19 protein-coding genes and 1 tRNA gene are annotated in these 16,822 nt (G+C 70.0%); 5 read left to right on the top strand and 15 right to left on the bottom strand.

Annotation, left to right across the window (positions count from 1 at the left end):
- The first annotated feature begins 37 nt into the window (after positions 1–37).
- Together STRTUCAR8_RS18535 and STRTUCAR8_RS18530 are read left to right on the top strand one after the other, a co-directional pair.
- Positions 38–1,567: an MFS transporter gene (locus STRTUCAR8_RS18535; RefSeq protein ID WP_044472432.1), complete on the top strand. Its 1,530-nt coding sequence runs from the start codon at positions 38–40 to the stop codon at positions 1,565–1,567.
- A gap of 130 nt (positions 1,568–1,697) precedes the next feature.
- Positions 1,698–2,507: a TetR/AcrR family transcriptional regulator gene (locus STRTUCAR8_RS18530; protein WP_044472431.1), complete on the top strand. Its 810-nt coding sequence runs from the start codon at positions 1,698–1,700 to the stop codon at positions 2,505–2,507.
- A 221-nt stretch (positions 2,508–2,728) separates the two neighbouring features.
- Here the strand turns inward: STRTUCAR8_RS18530 and STRTUCAR8_RS18525 are convergent, their stop codons facing one another.
- From STRTUCAR8_RS18525 to STRTUCAR8_RS18510, 4 genes are all read right to left on the bottom strand, one after another.
- Entirely contained in the window at positions 2,729–3,199 is a 471-nt protein-coding gene (locus STRTUCAR8_RS18525) for a PPOX class F420-dependent oxidoreductase (protein ID WP_006377355.1), read from the bottom strand.
- 9 nt (positions 3,200–3,208) lie between these two features.
- Entirely contained in the window at positions 3,209–4,051 is an 843-nt protein-coding gene (locus STRTUCAR8_RS18520; protein ID WP_006377341.1) for a YceI family protein, read from the bottom strand.
- Positions 4,052–4,057: 6 nt separating this feature from the next.
- Positions 4,058–6,481 carry an MFS transporter gene (locus tag STRTUCAR8_RS18515; RefSeq protein WP_044472429.1) on the bottom strand — a complete coding sequence of 808 codons (2,424 nt, stop codon included), beginning with the start codon at positions 6,479–6,481 and terminating at the stop codon, positions 4,058–4,060.
- A 165-nt stretch (positions 6,482–6,646) separates the two neighbouring features.
- Positions 6,647–7,084 carry a MarR family winged helix-turn-helix transcriptional regulator gene (locus STRTUCAR8_RS18510; RefSeq protein ID WP_044472427.1) on the bottom strand — a complete coding sequence of 146 codons (438 nt, stop codon included), beginning with the start codon at positions 7,082–7,084 and terminating at the stop codon, positions 6,647–6,649.
- A gap of 225 nt (positions 7,085–7,309) precedes the next feature.
- Here STRTUCAR8_RS18510 and STRTUCAR8_RS18505 point away from each other — a divergent pair, with 225 nt between their 5' ends.
- On the top strand, positions 7,310–7,507 hold the full coding sequence (locus STRTUCAR8_RS18505) for a hypothetical protein (RefSeq protein ID WP_006377343.1): 198 nt from the start codon (positions 7,310–7,312) through the stop codon (positions 7,505–7,507).
- A gap of 86 nt (positions 7,508–7,593) precedes the next feature.
- Here STRTUCAR8_RS18505 and STRTUCAR8_RS54265 read toward each other — a convergent pair whose 3' ends face one another.
- From STRTUCAR8_RS54265 to STRTUCAR8_RS18460, 9 genes are all read right to left on the bottom strand, one after another.
- Positions 7,594–7,836 (bottom strand): hypothetical protein, encoded by a 243-nt coding sequence (locus STRTUCAR8_RS54265; protein ID WP_006377354.1) that lies wholly within the window; start codon positions 7,834–7,836, stop codon positions 7,594–7,596.
- A 610-nt stretch (positions 7,837–8,446) separates the two neighbouring features.
- The gene (locus STRTUCAR8_RS18495) at positions 8,447–9,364 is read right to left on the bottom strand and encodes an RNA polymerase sigma factor SigF (protein ID WP_006377340.1); all 918 of its coding nucleotides are present in this window, start codon (positions 9,362–9,364) and stop codon (positions 8,447–8,449) included.
- Positions 9,365–9,704: 340 nt separating this feature from the next.
- On the bottom strand, positions 9,705–10,571 hold the full coding sequence (locus STRTUCAR8_RS18490; RefSeq protein ID WP_006377351.1) for an RNA polymerase sigma factor SigF: 867 nt from the start codon (positions 10,569–10,571) through the stop codon (positions 9,705–9,707).
- 211 nt (positions 10,572–10,782) lie between these two features.
- Positions 10,783–11,076: a Dabb family protein gene (locus tag STRTUCAR8_RS18485; protein WP_006377356.1), complete on the bottom strand. Its 294-nt coding sequence runs from the start codon at positions 11,074–11,076 to the stop codon at positions 10,783–10,785.
- A gap of 42 nt (positions 11,077–11,118) precedes the next feature.
- A complete protein-coding gene (locus tag STRTUCAR8_RS53400; protein ID WP_006377338.1) occupies positions 11,119–11,295 on the bottom strand; it encodes a hypothetical protein in 177 nt (58 codons plus the stop codon).
- Between the two features lie 108 nt (positions 11,296–11,403).
- Positions 11,404–11,488 (bottom strand) — tRNA-Ser (locus tag STRTUCAR8_RS18475).
- A gap of 48 nt (positions 11,489–11,536) precedes the next feature.
- On the bottom strand, positions 11,537–12,055 hold the full coding sequence (locus STRTUCAR8_RS18470; protein WP_006377357.1) for a nucleoside deaminase: 519 nt from the start codon (positions 12,053–12,055) through the stop codon (positions 11,537–11,539).
- 62 nt (positions 12,056–12,117) lie between these two features.
- Positions 12,118–12,666 (bottom strand): tRNA adenosine deaminase-associated protein, encoded by a 549-nt coding sequence (locus STRTUCAR8_RS18465; protein ID WP_006377345.1) that lies wholly within the window; start codon positions 12,664–12,666, stop codon positions 12,118–12,120.
- A gap of 263 nt (positions 12,667–12,929) precedes the next feature.
- Positions 12,930–13,133, bottom strand: a complete 204-nt coding sequence (locus tag STRTUCAR8_RS18460) for a hypothetical protein (RefSeq protein WP_006377349.1) — start codon at positions 13,131–13,133, stop codon at positions 12,930–12,932.
- Between the two features lie 183 nt (positions 13,134–13,316).
- Here STRTUCAR8_RS18460 and upp point away from each other — a divergent pair, with 183 nt between their 5' ends.
- Positions 13,317–13,952 carry a uracil phosphoribosyltransferase gene (gene upp / locus STRTUCAR8_RS18455; protein WP_006377346.1) on the top strand — a complete coding sequence of 212 codons (636 nt, stop codon included), beginning with the start codon at positions 13,317–13,319 and terminating at the stop codon, positions 13,950–13,952.
- A 61-nt stretch (positions 13,953–14,013) separates the two neighbouring features.
- Here the strand turns inward: upp and STRTUCAR8_RS18450 are convergent, their stop codons facing one another.
- Both STRTUCAR8_RS18450 and STRTUCAR8_RS18445 read right to left on the bottom strand, forming a co-directional pair.
- Positions 14,014–14,664: a LytR C-terminal domain-containing protein gene (locus STRTUCAR8_RS18450; protein ID WP_078507236.1), complete on the bottom strand. Its 651-nt coding sequence runs from the start codon at positions 14,662–14,664 to the stop codon at positions 14,014–14,016.
- 122 nt (positions 14,665–14,786) lie between these two features.
- Entirely contained in the window at positions 14,787–15,083 is a 297-nt protein-coding gene (locus STRTUCAR8_RS18445) for a type II toxin-antitoxin system VapB family antitoxin (protein WP_006377352.1), read from the bottom strand.
- 104 nt (positions 15,084–15,187) lie between these two features.
- Between STRTUCAR8_RS18445 and STRTUCAR8_RS18440 the strand changes: the two genes are divergently transcribed.
- Positions 15,188–16,822 (top strand): helicase HerA-like domain-containing protein (locus STRTUCAR8_RS18440; RefSeq protein WP_006377350.1); only part of this gene is annotated, 1,635 nt, incomplete at its 3' end.

Raw genomic sequence — 16,822 nt, 5'->3', positions numbered from 1 at the left:
TTGTACGCCGTATAGGAACTGTTCTACGGTGTACAGCATGTCTACGTCCCCCCAGTCGAACCACCTGGAGTCGCCGCCCGCCCCGGGCCATACCCAGGGCCACCCCCAGCGCTGGCTGATCCTCGGTGTCATCTGTCTCGCGCAGCTCACCGTGCTGCTCGACAACACCGTCCTGAACGTCGCGATCCCCTCCCTCACCCGGGAGCTGGGCGCCGGAACCTCCGACATCCAGTGGATGATCAACGCGTATTCGCTGGTCCAGTCGGGCCTGCTGCTCACCGCCGGCAGCGCGGCCGACCGCTACGGCCGCAAGAAGATGCTGATCGCGGGCCTGGCCCTGTTCGGCGTGGGCTCACTGACCGCCGGACTGGCCGACAGCACCGGCCAGTTGATCGCGGCGCGTGCCGGGATGGGTGTCGGCGGCGCGCTGCTGATGACGACCACCCTCGCCGTGGCGATGCAGATCTTCACGCCCGCCGAGCAGCCGAAGGCCATCGGTATCTGGGCCGCGGTCAACTCGCTCGGCTTCGCCACCGGCCCGCTCCTCGGCGGCTTCATGCTGAACCACTTCTGGTGGGGCGCGATCTTCCTCATCAACATCCCCGTCGCGGCACTGGGGCTGGTGGCGGTCATGGCCCTCGTACCCGAGTCGAAGAACCCGACCGGCGACCGCCCCGACCTCCTGGGCGCGCTGCTCTCCACGATCGGCATGTCCTCGCTGGTGTTCGCGATCATCTCCGGCCCCGAACACGGCTGGACGTCCGGCCGGGTGCTGGTGCCGGCGGCCGTCGCGGTCGTGGTGCTGGGCGCCTTCGCGTACTGGGAGAGCCGGATCCCGTACCCCATGCTCGACATGCACTTCTTCAGGAGCCGGCGGTTCACGGGGGCGGTCGCGGGTGCGGTGCTGATCACGTTCGGGATGGGCGGCTCGCTCTTCCTGCTCACCCAGCACATGCAGTTCGTGCTCGGCTACGGCCCCTTGGAGGCCGGCCTGCGGACGGCACCGCTCGCGCTCGCGATCGTCGCGCTCAACTTCACCGGTGTGGCGGCGAAATGGGCGGCCAGGCTCGGGACACCCCTCGCCATCGGGCTCGGCATGACGCTGATGGCGTGCGGCCTCGTCTCCATCGCGACGGTCTCCTCCGGCGGTTACGCGGGTACGTTGCTGGGCCTGCTGCTCATCGGGACGGGGGCCGCGGTGGCCAGCCCGGCGATGGCACACGCGATCATGAGCTCGATTCCGCCGGAGAAGGCCGGAGTCGGGGCGGGCATCAACGGCACGGTGGCGGAGTTCGGACAGGGGCTCGGGGTCGCGGTGCTCGGCGCGGTGCTGAACGCGCGCTTCGCGGCGCTGGTTTCCGTCGCCGCGGTGTCCCTGCCGGGGGCGTTGGCGGAGGCGGGGTCGGCAGCGGAGCGGGCGCGGATCACCGAGGCGTTCGCCTCCGGCCTGGAGACCAGTCAGCTGGTGGGAGCGGGGGCTGTGCTGCTGGGCGGTCTGGTCGCGGCGCTGTTGCTGCGCAGGGCTGAGCGGGCAGAGTCCGAGATGGGTGAGGCCGAGGCCGCCTAGGAGCTCGGGTTGTGCGGGTGTGTGCGCGGCTGCGGGCCCGTCGTGGCTGGTCGCGCAGTTCCCCGCGCCCCTTCAGGTCGGCTGCGGCCTGGCATTCTTGCCGGTGAACGTAAGTATCGGGAGGTGCGCCATCGTGAAGGCAGTCGAACGGCCCGCGCGGACCAGTGTCTGGCTCGAGGGGAAGGCGCGCCGGAGCAGTGGCGGTCGCGCCGGTCAGCCGTCGGGGCTGGACCGGGACCGGATCACCGAGGTGACCGTTCGGTTGCTGGACGCGGAGGGACTGGCCAGGTTCTCGATGCGGCGGCTGGCCGCCGAGCTGAACGTCACGGCCATGTCGGTGTACTGGTACGTCGACACCAAGGACGACCTGCTCGAACTCGCCCTCGACGCGGCCTGCGCCCAACTGCGCCTGCCCGACCCGGAGGCCGAGGGCGAGGACTGGCGCGACCAGCTCCGGATGCTGGCCGGCGAGTACCGCGCCCTGCTGGTCCGCCACCCCTGGGCGTCGCCGCTCGCCGGGACCTACCTCAACATCGGCCCGCACGCACAGGCCTTCTCACGTGCCGTCCAGCGAGTGATCCGGCGGACCGGCCTGCCCGCGCGAGGACTCACCGGCGCCATCGCCGCCGTCTTCCAGTTCGTGTACGGCTTCGGCACGATCGAGGGCCACTTCGTCGCCCGCTGCACGGAGGCGGGCATGACCCAGGACGCCTTCTTCCAGCACGCCATGAGCGCCGTCGGGGCCGCCCCCGAGGTCGCCGACCTCATCCAGGAGTCGGCGGACATGATGGCGGCGAGGGGCGGCGGAACGGTCCAGGAGATGCGCGAACGGGACTTCGACTTCGCGCTGGAACTGCTGGTGGCGGGGATCGAGGCGATGGTGGCGAGACAGGAGGATGAGGCTCCGCCGCCGGGTATTTCCAGCTCGTCCGGTTCCTGAGGACGTGGCCGGGCATTTCCCGTTGGTCCGGTGCCTGGGGACGTGGCTGGGCATTTCCAGCCGGCCCGGTGCTTGAGGACGCCGCCCGGCACCCCAGCCCGTCCGGCGTTTGAGGACGAGCGCCTTCAGCGAGACCGGGGGTTCGGGGGCGGACCCCCCGAGGCGACTCTCACCGCGACCAACCCGAGCCTCCACGCCGCCCACCCCTGTTTCCCGCCCGCCTACCCCTGCGGAGCAAGCCTCGCCGGGAAGCCGCCGGTGGCGACCGGCCCCCACTTCTCCGGGGTGACCCGGATGATCGACTTGCCCTGCTTCACCATGGCCGCGCGGTACTCGTCCCAGTCCGGGTGCTCACCCGAGATGTTCCGGAAGTACTCGACGAGCGGCTCGACCGACTCGGGGGAGTCGATGACCTCCGCCGTGCCGTCGATCTGGACCCAGGGCCCGTTCCAGTCGTCGCTCAGCACGAGCAGGCTGACCCGCTCGTCCCGCTTGGCGTTGCGCGTCTTGGCGCGCTCGGGGTAGGTCGACACGACGACCCGCCCCGAGTCGTCGACCCCGCAGGTCAGCGGCGACGCCTGGGGGGAGCCGTCCGCGCGCCGGGTGAGGAGGATCGCCCGGTGGCGGGGCCGTACGAAGTCGAGCAGCTCGGCCAGGGACACGGCGGTATTCGTAGCGATGTTCGGTGCCATACGGGCAGCCTAGAGGCTGGGTCCCCGCACGGCTTGGATGTCCAGCTCCACCTTGAGCGTCGTACCGATCGCCGCTATCCCCGCCCGCACCACCTGGTTGTAGTTCATGGCGAAGTCCTCGCGCCGCAGCTCGGTCGTGGCCCGGAACGCGGCCCGGGTGCCGCCCCAGGGATCGGCGCCGGTACCGAGGTAGGCGAGGTCGAGGTCGACGGGCCGTACGACACCGCGCATGGTCAGCTCGCCGTGGACGGTCCAGCGGTCGGGACCGGCGGCCGGCGTGAGGCCCGTCGAGTGGAACGTGATCTCGGGGTGCGTGTCCACGTCCAGGAAGTCGGCGGACCGCAGATGGTCGTCCCGCGTGCCGTTGCCCGTGTCGATGGAGGCGGCCGAAATGACCGCCTCCACACGGGACTTGGCGATGTCGTCCGGCGCGATGTCGATCGTCGCCGTGAACTCGGTGAACCGTCCGTGCACGCTGGAGATGCCCAGGTGCTGCGCGAGCGCCCCGACGGACGAGTGGGCCGGGTCGACGGTCCACGGTCCCGGCGGAGGCAGTTCGGCGCCGCCGCCCAGCCGGGCGAGCGTGACGGTACCGACCTCGGCGCGTCCGCTCACGGTGACGATGGCGGTGGACGCGGTGGGCGCGTAGCCGACGGCCGTCACGATCACGGTGTACGCGCCGGGCGCGAGCGGCGTCGCGTCGCGCACGGCCCCGTCCGCGTCCGCCCCGGCACGCAGCACCTGCTGACCGGTCATGTCGGTCACGGTGACGACGGCGTGCGACACGGCCCAACCGTCCCGCGTACGAACCCGCGCACTCAGCCCCGCGACGCCTGTGCTGGTCATGGTCATGTCCCGCTACTCCCCGCCCGGGTGGGCGAGTTCGATGTCGTGGTCGTCGGCGCCGCGGCCGGTGACGGTCAGGGCGGTGGCCACCGGCGGGTAGCCCGTCGCGATGACCGTGTACTCGCCGCTGTCCAGGTCGGTGAAGGCGTACGCCCCGTCCGTACCGGTCGTCGATGAGCCGACCACGTTGCCGGCCGCGTCGACGAGCGTGACCCGCGCGTCCCCGAGCGGCCCGTGCGGCGCCCGTACGACACCCTGGACGTGCGCCCCGGACGCCAGTTCCACCTCGACCCGGGTGACCCCGGTCCCGCCGACCTCGACGGGCAGCGCCCGCGGCCGGTATCCGGCGGCGTTCACGGCGACGGTCACGGCACCCGGCACCAGCTCGGCGAACGTGAACTCGCCCTGCTCACCGGTGGTCCCGGTGGCCAGTACATCGCCGCGCACGTCGGTGACGATCACCATGGCGTCCTTGACCGGAACCCCGGTCTCGGCGCCGCGCACCAGCCCACTGAGGCCACTGGTGCCGCTGAGCAGGATGTCGTACGAGACCGGCTCGCCGTTCACGACGACGGTCGAGGCCTGCGGCTGGAACCCGTCCGCCGAGGCGATCAGGACGTACGACCCGGTACTTGGCGCGTCCAGCGCGTAGGCGCCGTCGCCCTGCGCGACCGCGCGGCCCAGCTGACGTCCGGCGAGGGAGATCAGCGTGACGGCGGCCTGCGGCACGGGCGCGCTCTCGGCACCGCGCACATGACCGCGTACCGGAATCCCGCCACCGGCAGGCCCTTCGAGGCTCTCGGCGGCCGGGACAGCCATCGTGGCGACGGCGGCGGGCGCCTTCTCCGTGTCGGTGGCCGGGGTGACCTCGGTGACCTGGGTGATCGGGGCGCCAGGAGTGAGCGCGCCCTGCTTCTCCTCAGCGGCCTGCGCCAGCGCGCCCTTGGTCCGCAACGGGACCTCCTTGATGAAGAGGGAGAAGACGAGCGCGAGCAGGGCGGCCGGGGCGGCGTAGAGGAAGACGTCGCCGATGCCGTGCCCGTACGCGCCCTCGATGACCGTGCGCAGCGGCGCGGGCAGCGCGTCGAGGTCGGGGATGGCGTTGTTGGTGGAACCGGAGAGCCCCGCCGCGTACTTCGGGTCGATGGTGGCCAGGCCGTCCTTGAGGTGGTCGGTGATCCGGTGACTGAGGACCGCGCCCAGCGCGGAGACGCCGATCGCACCGCCGAGGGAACGGAAGAAGGTGACCACCGAGCTGGCGACACCCAGGTCGGAGGGGGAGACCTGGTTCTGGGTGCAGAGCACGAGGTTCTGCATCATCATGCCGACGCCGAGCCCCAGCAGCGCCATGTAGATGGCGACGTGCCAGTACGCGGTGTCGTAGCGCAGGGTGCCCAGCAGACCGAGACCGGCCGTCACCAGCACACCGCCGGAGAGCAGCCACGCCTTCCAGCGTCCCGTACGGGTGATGACCTGCCCGGAGACGGTGGAGGCGACGAACAGGCCGCCGATCATCGGGATGGTCATGACGCCGGACATGGTCGGCGACTTGTCCCGGGCCAGCTGGAAGTACTGGCTGAAGAAGATGGTGCCCGCGAACATCGCGACGCCGACGAAGAGCGACGCGAGCGAGGCGAGGGTGATCGTGCGGTTGCGGAAGAGCCGCAGCGGGATGATCGGCTCGCTGGCCTTCGACTCGACCAGGACGAAGACGCCGAGCAGCGCGACCGTGCCGCCGATCATCGCGTAGGTCTGCCAGGACACCCAGTCGTACTTGTCGCCGGCGAAGGTCACCCAGACCAGCAGCAGGCAGACGGCGGCGGTGATGAAGAAGGCGCCGGTCCAGTCGACCTTGGCCTTGCGCTTGACGATCGGCAGGTGCAGGGTCCGCTGGAGCACGATCAGCGCGACGACGGCGAAGGGCACGCCGACGTAGAAGCACCAGCGCCAGCCGAGCCAGCTGGTGTCGGTGATGACACCGCCGATCAGCGGGCCGCCGACCATCGCGGTCGCGAAGGTGGCGCCGAGGTAGCCGTTGTAGCGTCCGCGCTCACGCGGGGAGATCATCGCCGCGAGAATGATCTGGGCGAGCGCCGAGAGGCCGCCCATGCCGACGCCCTGCACGGCGCGGAAGGTGATGAGCATGCCCGCGTTCTGCGAGAGGCCGGCGGCTGCCGAGCCCAGCACGAAGATGACCAGGGCGAACTGGATCAGCAGCTTCTTGGAGAAGAGGTCGGCGAGCTTGCCCCACAGCGGGGTGGACGCGGTCATCGCGAGCAGCGACGCGGTCACGACCCAGGTGTAGGCGCTCTGGCCGCCGCCGAGGTCCTTGATGATGTCGGGCAGGGCGTTGGAGACGATCGTCGACGACAGGATCGCCACGAACATGCCGAGCAGCAGCCCGGTGAGCGCTTCCATGATCTGCCGGTGCGTCATCGGCGCGCCGTCGGCGGAGCCGTGGGAGCCTCCTCCGTGCTTGGCGTGTGCCGCCCGCACACCGGCCGGTGTGGTCGTTGCCATTGAACTTCCTTGTCTGTGCTGCGTCTTGTGCGTGTGCGTCTTCTAAATCGTTTACGTCGTTTATGTCTTTTACGTCGTTTGCTACGGCGTCTGTTGCGTACCGAAGCTCTCCCGGAGTCGCCCCATGAGGCGGGCGAGCTGCCCGACCTCCTCGTCGCTCCAGTCGGCGAGCCGGTGGGCGAGCAGTTCGGTGGTTCGCCGCGACAGCTCGCCGATCTGCGCGTGCCCCGACGGGGTCAGCCGCAAAATGCGGGAGCGCTTGTCGGCGGGGTCGGGGAGCCGTTCGATCCAGCCGCGTCCGGCGACGTGGGCGACATGGCGGCTGGTGACGGACATGTCGACGGCGAGCAGTTCGGCGAGCCGGCTCATCCGCATGTCTCCGTACCGGCCGAGCAGCGTCAGCACGGTGGCGGAACCGCCGGGACACTCGGGCGGCATGATCCGCCCCATCTCCCGCTTCACGGCCCCGAAGGCACTGAACTGACGCACCAGCTCCTCGTACTGCGTCTGCTCGGCCATCACACCCCCTGAGTGCAGTCCTCTGAGTCCTGCTCCGGCGTCCAGTTATTCGTTGCTTGGGGCAACCATAGAAAAGATTGGTTGCTACAGGCAAATGAAATGGGGAGGGGTTGGGCTAAAAACTTGGCAAAGGCAAGCATTGGCGAACGTAAACGCGCAGGTGAGATGGGTGCGAGAGGGGGGCAGCTTGGGCGCGCCCCGCCGAGTTCGCTAGGGTCTCGCACCATGGCCAACACCCAGGGCCCCGAGGGCAACTACGACCCCGCGGGCAGCACCCAGATGTTCCGAGCGTTCGTCGACGAGACCCCCCAGGGCGGCAGCCGCCAGGCACCTGCTCCGGCGGGCCCCCGCATCGGCCTGATCGTCGGCGTGGTCGTCGCCGTGCTGGTGATCGCGGCGGTGGCCTGGCTGGCGCTGAAGTAGGGCCTACGTGAGGATTTGACCGCCGGGCTGCAGAGCACGGCGGAGCGGTGGGCGTCGGGCGCGGCGGAGCGGTGGGCGCCGGCGCCCTACTGCCATAGCACCTCGACGACCCGGGTCTCCACCCGCATGCCCCACGGCACGCGCCACTCCTCCACGCACACCGTCCAGCTCTCTTCGCGCCCCGCCCCCGCCCCGATCGGCGTCGGGAGCGGCACCGTCGACTCGATGGTCGCCCAGTCGATGCCGAGCAGGTCGATGATGTGCGTGCCGAAGGTCACCGTCCCCGAACGCACCGGTGAGCCACCGGTGTTGTGGAAGGGAAGCGTCACCTTCTCGCACCAGCGTCTGTCCGTGGACTCTCGTAGCGGCGCACCCGTGATCAGCCGCGCGGGACCGACAGGCGTTGACGGTACGGGAGTTGTGGGCGTCGGCCTCGGTGTGGCACTTGATGTGGGCGTCGGCGTCTGCCTCGGTGTCGGCCCCGAGGACGCTGAACCCGTGCTCGTGCGCCCGGAGTCGGCACCTCCTGGCGGAGCCACGGGTGCTGCCTGAGCTGCTGGTGCTGCCGGAAGGGGCGCTGCCGCGGGCCCCGGTGCAGGAGTGCGCGGCCGACTGCCGGGCCCAGCCCGCGGGTTGGGAGCCGGAGTCTCCGGCTGCCGTCCCTCCAGCGGTACGAACGTCACCTCCCCGGTGGGAGCGATCGCCGTACCGCCGATCCCCGGTCGCTCGACCGGGACGTACCCCTCGTCGTGTCCGCCGCCGTTCCCGCACGCGGCCAACACCCCTGCCAGGGCGCAGGTCACGACGGCCGCCGAGGTGGTCAGGGCGATGGCGCCCCGGCGGTCATGCGTCGCGCGGGTCTGTCGAAGCATCGCGACAGCATCGCTGATGCTCCGTCAGAAGTGAACCCTCGGTCGGACAACTGTTGCCGTCAGAGCCTCAGTCGGAGATCAGGCCCTCGCGGAGCTGGGTGAGGGTCCGGGTCAGGAGGCGTGACACGTGCATCTGGGAGATGCCGACCTCCTCGCCGATCTGCGACTGCGTCATGTTGGCGAAGAAGCGCAGCATGATGATCCGGCGCTCGCGCGGCGGGAGTTTGGCCAGCAGCGGCTTCAGGGACTCGCGGTACTCCACGCCCTCCAGCGCCGTGTCCTCGTAGCCGAGGCGGTCGGCCAGGGAGCCCTCGCCGCCGTCGTCCTCCAGGGCCGGGGAGTCCAGGGACGAGGCCGTGTACGCGTTGCCGACCGCGAGGCCGTCGACCACGTCCTCCTCGGACACGCCCAGGACCACGGCGAGTTCGGTGACCGTGGGGGAGCGGTCCAGCTTCTGGGCGAGTTCGTCGCTGGCCTTGGTGAGGGCCAGGCGCAGCTCCTGCAGACGGCGCGGCACACGCACCGACCACGAGGTGTCGCGGAAGAAGCGCTTGATCTCGCCCACGACCGTCGGCATCGCGAACGTCGGGAACTCGACGCCGCGTTCGCAGTCGAAGCGGTCGATCGCCTTGATCAGGCCGATGGTTCCGACCTGGACGATGTCCTCCATCGGCTCGTTGCGGGAGCGGAAGCGGGCCGCCGCGTACCGGACGAGGGGGAGGTTCAACTCGATGAGGGTGTCCCGGACGTACGCACGCTCGGGGCTGTTCTCGTCGAGGGCGGCGAGCCGCAGGAACAGGGAACGGGACAGGGTCCGGGTGTCGATGGCGCCCGTGGTCGGCGGAGGGGCCGGGAGGGCCTGGACGGCCGGGGTCGCCTCTGGCTCGACCTCCACTACGAGGGCCGGGACGTCGTGAAGCTCGGCGGGCGCCGACTCGCTCTTTGTGAGCGTGAGCACCTTCGAGCTGCCCTGGTCTGCGGACATGCCACCCCCTTTGGGTCGCGGACGGTCGCGGCGGACGTTCCCGATCTGAGGAACGCAGCCTTCACCTGAATACCGGAGCCGGAGCCACGGCAAACGCTCTTCCGGGAGAATGTCACATGTCGGCAACACGCTGTAGTGACATGTCGACATGTGGAGCGTGGATCCGCCCTGGAAAAAGGGGGTGTGACGGTTTTTCAGCCCAGAAATACCGGGAAGTTCACCCTTGAGTGATTCGCTCTCCCAGGTGACAACTCGATCCTGTATCCGGATACGTCTGGCCGGCTGCTTGGGGCGACGACGCGGACGTCGGCCCGGACCATGCCTCGGGCCGCGCCTCGGACTACGCCTCGACGCGGTTCGCCGAGCGCAGTCGCGCGAAGCTGCGGGCCAGCAGCCGGGACACGTGCATCTGGGAGACGCCCAGTTCCGCGCTGATCTGCGACTGGGTGAGGTTGCTGTAGTAACGCAGCAGGAGGATGCGCTGTTCGCGTTCCGGGAGTTGGACCAGGAGGTGGCGGACCAGGTCGCGGTGCTCCACGCCGTCCAGCGCGGGGTCCTCGTAGCCGAGGCGGTCGACCAGCCCGGGCAGGCCGTCGCCCTCCTGGGCGGCCTCCAGCGAGGTCGCGTGGTACGAGCGGCCGGCCTCGATGCAGGACAGTACGTCCTCCTCGCTGATGCGCAGCCGCTCGGCGATCTCGGCGGTCGTCGGGGTACGCCCGAAGGCCGTCGTCAGATCCTCGGTCGCCCCGTTGACCTGCACCCACAACTCGTGCAGCCGACGCGGTACGTGGACCGTGCGGACGTTGTCCCGGAAGTACCGCTTGATCTCGCCGATGACGGTCGGCATCGCGAACGTCGGGAACTGCACGCCCCGGTCCGGGTCGAACCGGTCGATGGCGTTGATCAGCCCGATGGTGCCGACCTGGACGACGTCCTCCATCGGCTCGTTGCGGGAGCGGAAGCGGGCGGCCGCGTAGCGCACGAGCGGGATGTTCGCCTCGATGAGCGCCCCCCGTACGCGGTTGTGCTCCGGCGTACCGGGATCCAGCATCTTGAGCTGGCCGAAGAGCACCTGGGTGAGCGCCCGGGTGTCCGCGCCCCGGCTCCGCTGGGGCGCGGGCTCCTGAGGTGCGATCTCCTGGGCGGGGGCTTCCTGAGCGGGGGCTTCCTGGGGTGGCGCAGTACTGGCCGACACGGTCAACGCCACCTCTTCATCGGTCAACTCAATGGTCGACTCAACGGTCAACTCATCCGTCAAAAGCGGTCATAGCATCACAAGACATGTGCACTGTGTGCAAGCACCCCATAACACCGTGTTGAGGAAGGGTTGGCGCACAAGACGCAAAAAGGCCCCACACCATTCCGGTGCGGGGCCGTGCGTGCGGCCGTACGGACGGGCGTGCGGACGGGCGTGCGGGTCAGACCTCGTAGTCGGCGATCACCCACGTGGCGAACTCGCGCCACAGTCCGGCGGCCGCCTGATGGGCCGGGTGTTCGAGGTACCGCTTCAGTGCGTCCATGTCGTCGACGGCCGAGTTGATCGCGAAGTCGTAGGCGATGGGGCGGTCGGTGATGTTCCAGGCGCACTCCCAGAAGCGGAGTTCGTCGATCTGGCCGGACAGGGCACGGAATGCCTCGGCACCCGCCACGACCCGCGGTTCGTCGCGCTGGACGCCCTCGTTGAGCTTGAAGAGGACCAGATGGCGGATCACATGCACTCCTCGACTGCTGCTACTGGGCCGGCTGACTGGCTGCTACTTGGCACCGTCGGCGATCCAGGTCATGAAGTCACCTATGGCACTGGCCGCGTTCGAGACTCCTTCGAACGCTATCTCGACGTACCCGGCCGCTCCTGTGGGGTCCGTGATGATCACGTACAGCACGAAGACCACGACGGCATAGACGGCTATCTTCTTCGCATTCACCGCCACTGCGGCCTCCCCCTCAGACCCGACCAGACCCGACCACGCACACTCGACCGAACACACCCGACCGATCTCGCAAGAAGGGCCCCGCCGTCCGGCGAGGCCCTTCTACAGCGGTAGCGGAGGGATTTGAACCCTCGGTGACTTGCGCCACACTCGCTTTCGAGGCGAGCTCCTTCGGCCGCTCGGACACGCTACCGAGGGAGACCTTACAGCAAGGTGCGGCGTGCTCCGAAATCCGTTTTCGTCAGCGGCCGTCGCGGAAGAAGGTGGTGAGGAGGCCGGCGCAGTCGTCCGCGAGGACGCCGCCGATCACCTCGGGGCGGTGGTTGAGCCGGCGGTCGCGTACGACGTCCCAGAGGGAGCCGGCCGCGCCCGCCTTCTCGTCGCGGGCGCCGTAGACCACGCGGTCCACGCGGGACTGCACGAGGGCGCCCGCGCACATCGTGCAGGGCTCCAGCGTCACGACGAGCGTGCAGCCGGACAGCCGCCACTCGCCCGCCCGTCTCCCGCCACCACCCCTGCCGGAGGCTCCCCCAGAGCTGAGCGCCTGGGGGGACCCCCAGCGCGCCGCTGAATTCCTCAAATCCGCCGCGGCCCGCCGGAGCGCGAGGACCTCCGCGTGCGCGGTCGGATCGCCCGTCGCCTCGCGCTCGTTGTGGCCGGTCGCGAGCACCGTCGTACCGTCGGCGGCCAGGACGACGGCGCCCACCGGGACGTCACCGCCGAGGACGGCCCGCTCGGCCTCGGCCAGGGCGAGCCGCATCGCGGCCCGCCAGGGATCCCGTACGGGGTCGGGCGGCCCCTCGCCGATCAGGCCCTCCTCGCTCAGCGCACCGTCTCCAGGACCTCCGCCGCTCCCAGGGCCTCGGCGATCGCGCCCAGCGCGTCGTCGGCGTCCAGGGCGCTCAGTTCCTTCTCGCCGACGCCGAGGTCGTCGAGGATCTCCGGGTCTCCTACGGGGCCGTGCGGGACCGCTTCGGCGGACGTACCGGCCTCCTCGTCGTCTTCGTCGGTGTCCGGATCGGCGTCCGACTCACCGTCCTCGGTGCCGTCGAGGTCGAGGGCGTCGAGATCCGGCTCGTCGGTGTCGGGATCGCGGCCGAGCAGCTCGGCCGTGAGCAGAATCTCGCCGTACGAACTACGGGCAGCGGCGGCGGCGTCCGAGACGTAGATACGGGGGTCGTCCTCGCCGTCGATGCGGACGACGCCGAACCAGGCGTCCTCCTGTTCGATGAGAACCAGCACCGTGTCGTCCTCGGGGGAGGCTTCACGGGCCAGTTCGGCCAGGTCCGACAGGGTTTCCACATCGTCGAGCTCTTTGTCGCTCGCTTCCCACCCGTCTTCGGTGCGCGCGAGCAGTGCGGCGAAGTACACCGTGACTCTCCCACTGGTCCTAGGCGTGCCGGTTGGGGGCCCTCCCGGCGGAGTTCGCGGGTGGGGAACGCTGGGTGCCGAGCCCCGCCCACTCGGCATCGTGGCAGAAACGGAGCGTTCAGGGGACGTCTTCCGCACCCTGTGTCCGGCTCTTTTGATCGCTGGTCGGCCGAGCCCTCCAGCAGCACTACCGTCGCCGCCACCAGCGGATCGTAACCGCCTTCCCTGCCACCGCCCGCACGGCCACCCCTCCAACGCGCCTTCTACCAGCGGAACGTACGCATGCGCATGGCGTGGCGGAGGCGGGCGGTCTTGGCGCGGCGGGGCTGGACGCGGTCGCGCAGCTCGCGTGCCTCGGTCAGTTCGCGCAGGAAGACGGCCCGGCGCCGACGCCGTTCGGCCTCGGTCTCCGACGCCTTCTGGTCCCGTTCCCGGTCGGGTTCACGGGCGGGTTCACGGTCAGGCATGGGCGGACACCCCCAGTCGGTGCGTCCCTCCCACCTTCCCTCCGGCGGGCGGTTTGATGCCACCGGAAGGGTGAGCGGGGAGCGACGCCGCTGTACGGGGATCCGGAACCGCTGTACTGGGCACCTGCACCGCCGCACGGGGGAGCAGAGCCGCTGTACGGGACCCCGGCTACTGTTAGGGACATGCGTCTCCACGTCGTCGACCACCCTCTGGTCGCCCACAAGCTCACCACGCTGCGCGACCAGCGCACCGACTCCGCGACCTTCCGCCGTCTCGCCGACGAGCTGGTCACCCTGCTCGCCTACGAGGCCACGCGCGACGTGCGTACCGAACAGGTCGACATCACGACGCCGGTCTCCTCGACCACTGGCGTCAAGCTGTCCTACCCGCGCCCGCTGGTGGTGCCGATCCTGCGGGCCGGCCTGGGCATGCTGGACGGCATGGTCCGGCTGCTGCCGACCGCCGAGGTGGGCTTCATGGGCATGGTGCGCGACGAGGAGACGCTCCAGGCGTCGACGTACGCCACCCGTATGCCGGAGGACCTCTCCGGGCGTCAGGTGTACGTCCTCGACCCGATGCTCGCCACCGGCGGCACCCTGGTCGCGGCGATCCGCGAGCTGATCAAGCGCGGTGCCGACGATGTGACGGCCGTGGTCCTGCTGGCCGCCCCGGAGGGCGTCGAGATCATGGAGCGCGAGCTGGCGGGCGCCCCGGTCACGGTCGTCACGGCCTCGGTGGACGAGCGCCTGAACGAGCACGGCTACATCGTCCCGGGCCTCGGAGACGCGGGCGACCGGCTGTACGGCGCGGCCGAGTAGCAGCGGCGTCCCGCAGAGCCAACGGGAGCCACGGGTACGAGTACAGCCAGGAGTACGAGGCTCAGCAGCTCTTCGGGCTGCTGGAGGGCGTCGGCGCCGGACCGGCCAGTGCGGCCAGGGCCTGGTCGGCGTCCTTCTTGCTGGTCAGGGCCGTGAAGGCGGTGCCGATGAGCAGGTCGACCTCGGTGGCCGAGGCGCGTGTGTCGGTCTTCACCTGGGCGCCGGCGAGCTGGGTGCCGAGTACGGGCAGGGCGGCCTCGGCGGCGGACTTCGCGCCGAGCACCATGCCGGTTCCGGCGATCTTCTTGTCGTAGGCCTTGGGCGCGTTGCCGACGTCGCCGATGCGGAAGCCGCGCTTGCGCAGTTCGTCCGCCGCCTGCTTGGCGAGGCCGCTGCGGGGCGTGGCGTTCAGCACGTTGACGGTGATCAGGCCGGGCTTGGGCAGCGCTCTGACGGCCGTCGGCGGCGTCGCCGAGGGTTCGGCCTTCGTCGCGCAGTCCGTCTTGGGTCCCGCGGCCGTGGCCTTGCTGCCGCCGCCGGTGAAGACGTCGATGAGCTGCAAGGTGCCCCAGCCGATCAGGCCGAGGGCTACGACGGAGGCCACGAGTCCGAACACGAACTTGCGGCGTCCCCGGGGTCGGCGCATCCGCGGGTACTTGTCCCCAGTGATGCGGTACTGGCCGCCCATTCCGGGGGGAGTCAGCATGCTCATGGGCGCAGCGTAGTGCGCCCGGGCGGTGATGCCTACAAAATGATCATTGACCCGGCCGCAGTACTACCCGAAAGGGCCAATAAGCGTCGCGAGGGCGATGTGGACGGCCGTACTGACGGCCGTCAGTCCATTTCGAGGACGCGGGCGTGCAGCACCTGGCGTTGCTGGAGGGCCGCCCGGACCGCGCGGTGCAGACCGTCCTCCAGATACAGGTCGCCCTGCCACTTCACGACGTGCGCGAAGAGGTCGCCGTAGAACGTGGAGTCCTCGGCGAGCAGGGTTTCCAGGTCGAGCTGGCCCTTGGTCGTCACGAGCTGATCGAGGCGGACCGGGCGCGGCGCGACGTCCGCCCACTGCCGGGTGCTTTCCCGGCCGTGGTCGGGGTACGGCCGGCCGTTTCCGATGCGCTTGAAGATCACACGGAAAGCCTACCGGTCCAGACGTTCCGGGCGCAGCCATGGAGACGGAGTGCGACGCTAAAAAAGATGCTGTAAAGCGGGGCAAACCGGAAGAGGGACCCGACATGAGTGACAGCGAGAGCGTGTCATCGGCCACCACGGAGCCCATGCCACCGGCAAACGCGCCCGACTCACCCCCACGCGCGCCAGGGAGCGCCCCCGCGCTCCCCCAGCCGGCCCTGGAGATCGCCGCCGGGTACGCCTTCACCGGCCCGGCACTCGATCTGGGCGCCCTGCTGTGGGACGGGACATGCCTCCCGGACGCCCAGATCCGTATCCCGCTCCCCATGCTCAACCGGCACGGTCTGGTCGCGGGGGCGACCGGCACGGGCAAGACCAAAACACTCCAACTGATCGCCGAACAGCTCAGCGCCCAAGGTGTGCCCGTTTTCCTGGCCGATGTGAAGGGTGACGTGTCCGGCATCTCCGCGCCGGGGACGATGAACGACAGGGTCGCCTCCCGTGCGGCCGAGGTGCACCAGAAGTGGACGGCGACCGGCTTCCCCGCCGAGTTCTACGCGCTCGGCGGTCTCGGCCACGGCATCCCGGTGCGGGCCACGATCACGAGTTTCGGCCCGGTGCTGCTGTCCAAGGTGCTCCAGCTCAACCAGACCCAGGAGCAGTCGCTCGGCCTGGTGTTCCACTACGCCGACCAGAAAGGGCTGGAACTGGTCGACCTGAAGGACCTGAGGGCCGTCGTCGCGTTCCTCACCTCCGACGAGGGCAAGCCCGAGCTGAAGAACATCGGCGGGCTGTCGACGGCCACGGCCGGGGTGATCCTGCGGTCCCTCACCGCCTTCGAGGCACAGGGCATGGCGGACTTCTTCGGCGAACCGGAGTTCGACACGGCGGAGCTGCTGCGCACGGCCTCGGACGGCCGGGGCATGGTCTCGGTGCTCGAACTGCCCGCCGTCCAGGACCGGCCGCAGCTGTTCTCGACCTTCCTGATGTGGCTGCTGGCCGACCTCTTCCACGACCTCCCGGAGGTCGGCGACGCCGACAAGCCCAAGCTTGTCTTCTTCTTCGACGAGGCGCATCTGCTCTTCAAGGACGCGTCGAAGGCGTTCCTGGACGCGATCACACAGACCGTCCGTCTCATCCGCTCCAAGGGGGTGGGCGTGTTCTTCGTGACGCAGACCCCGCGGGACGTGCCCGCCGACGTCCTCGCCCAGCTCGGCAACCGCGTCCAGCACGCGCTGCGCGCCTTCACCCCGGACGACCAGAAGGCACTCCGGGCCACGGTGCAGACCTTCCCGAACTCGGCGTACGACCTGGAGGAGCTGCTCACCGGCCTCGGGACGGGCGAGGCGGTGGTGACCGTACTGAGCGAGAAGGGCGCCCCGACCCCGGTCGCCGCGACCCGTCTGCGCGCCCCCGAGTCACTGATGGGCCCCGTCGACGCGGCCGTCCTCGACCAGGCGGTCAGGTCCTCTCAGCTCTACGACCGTTACGCACAGGCTGTGGACAGAGAGTCGGCCTACGAGAAACTCACGGCCGCGCAGACCTCCGGAAAAGCCGGGGGAGCGGGTGGGGCCGGGGGAGCCAAGGGCCCGGACGAAATGAGGCCCAAGGGGCCGAGGGAGGATCCCTCTGTCGTCCAGCAGGTGGTGGGCAGCGGCATGTTCAAGTCGCTGGCCCGTTCTCTGGGCACGCAGATCGGCCGGGAGATCACCCGCTCCGTCTTCGGTACGGCGCGGCGG

This window comes from Streptomyces turgidiscabies Car8 (genome assembly GCF_000331005.1).
GTDB classification, from domain to species: Bacteria; Actinomycetota; Actinomycetes; order Streptomycetales; family Streptomycetaceae; genus Streptomyces; species Streptomyces turgidiscabies.
This window is presented reverse-complemented; position numbering and strand designations above follow the sequence as displayed.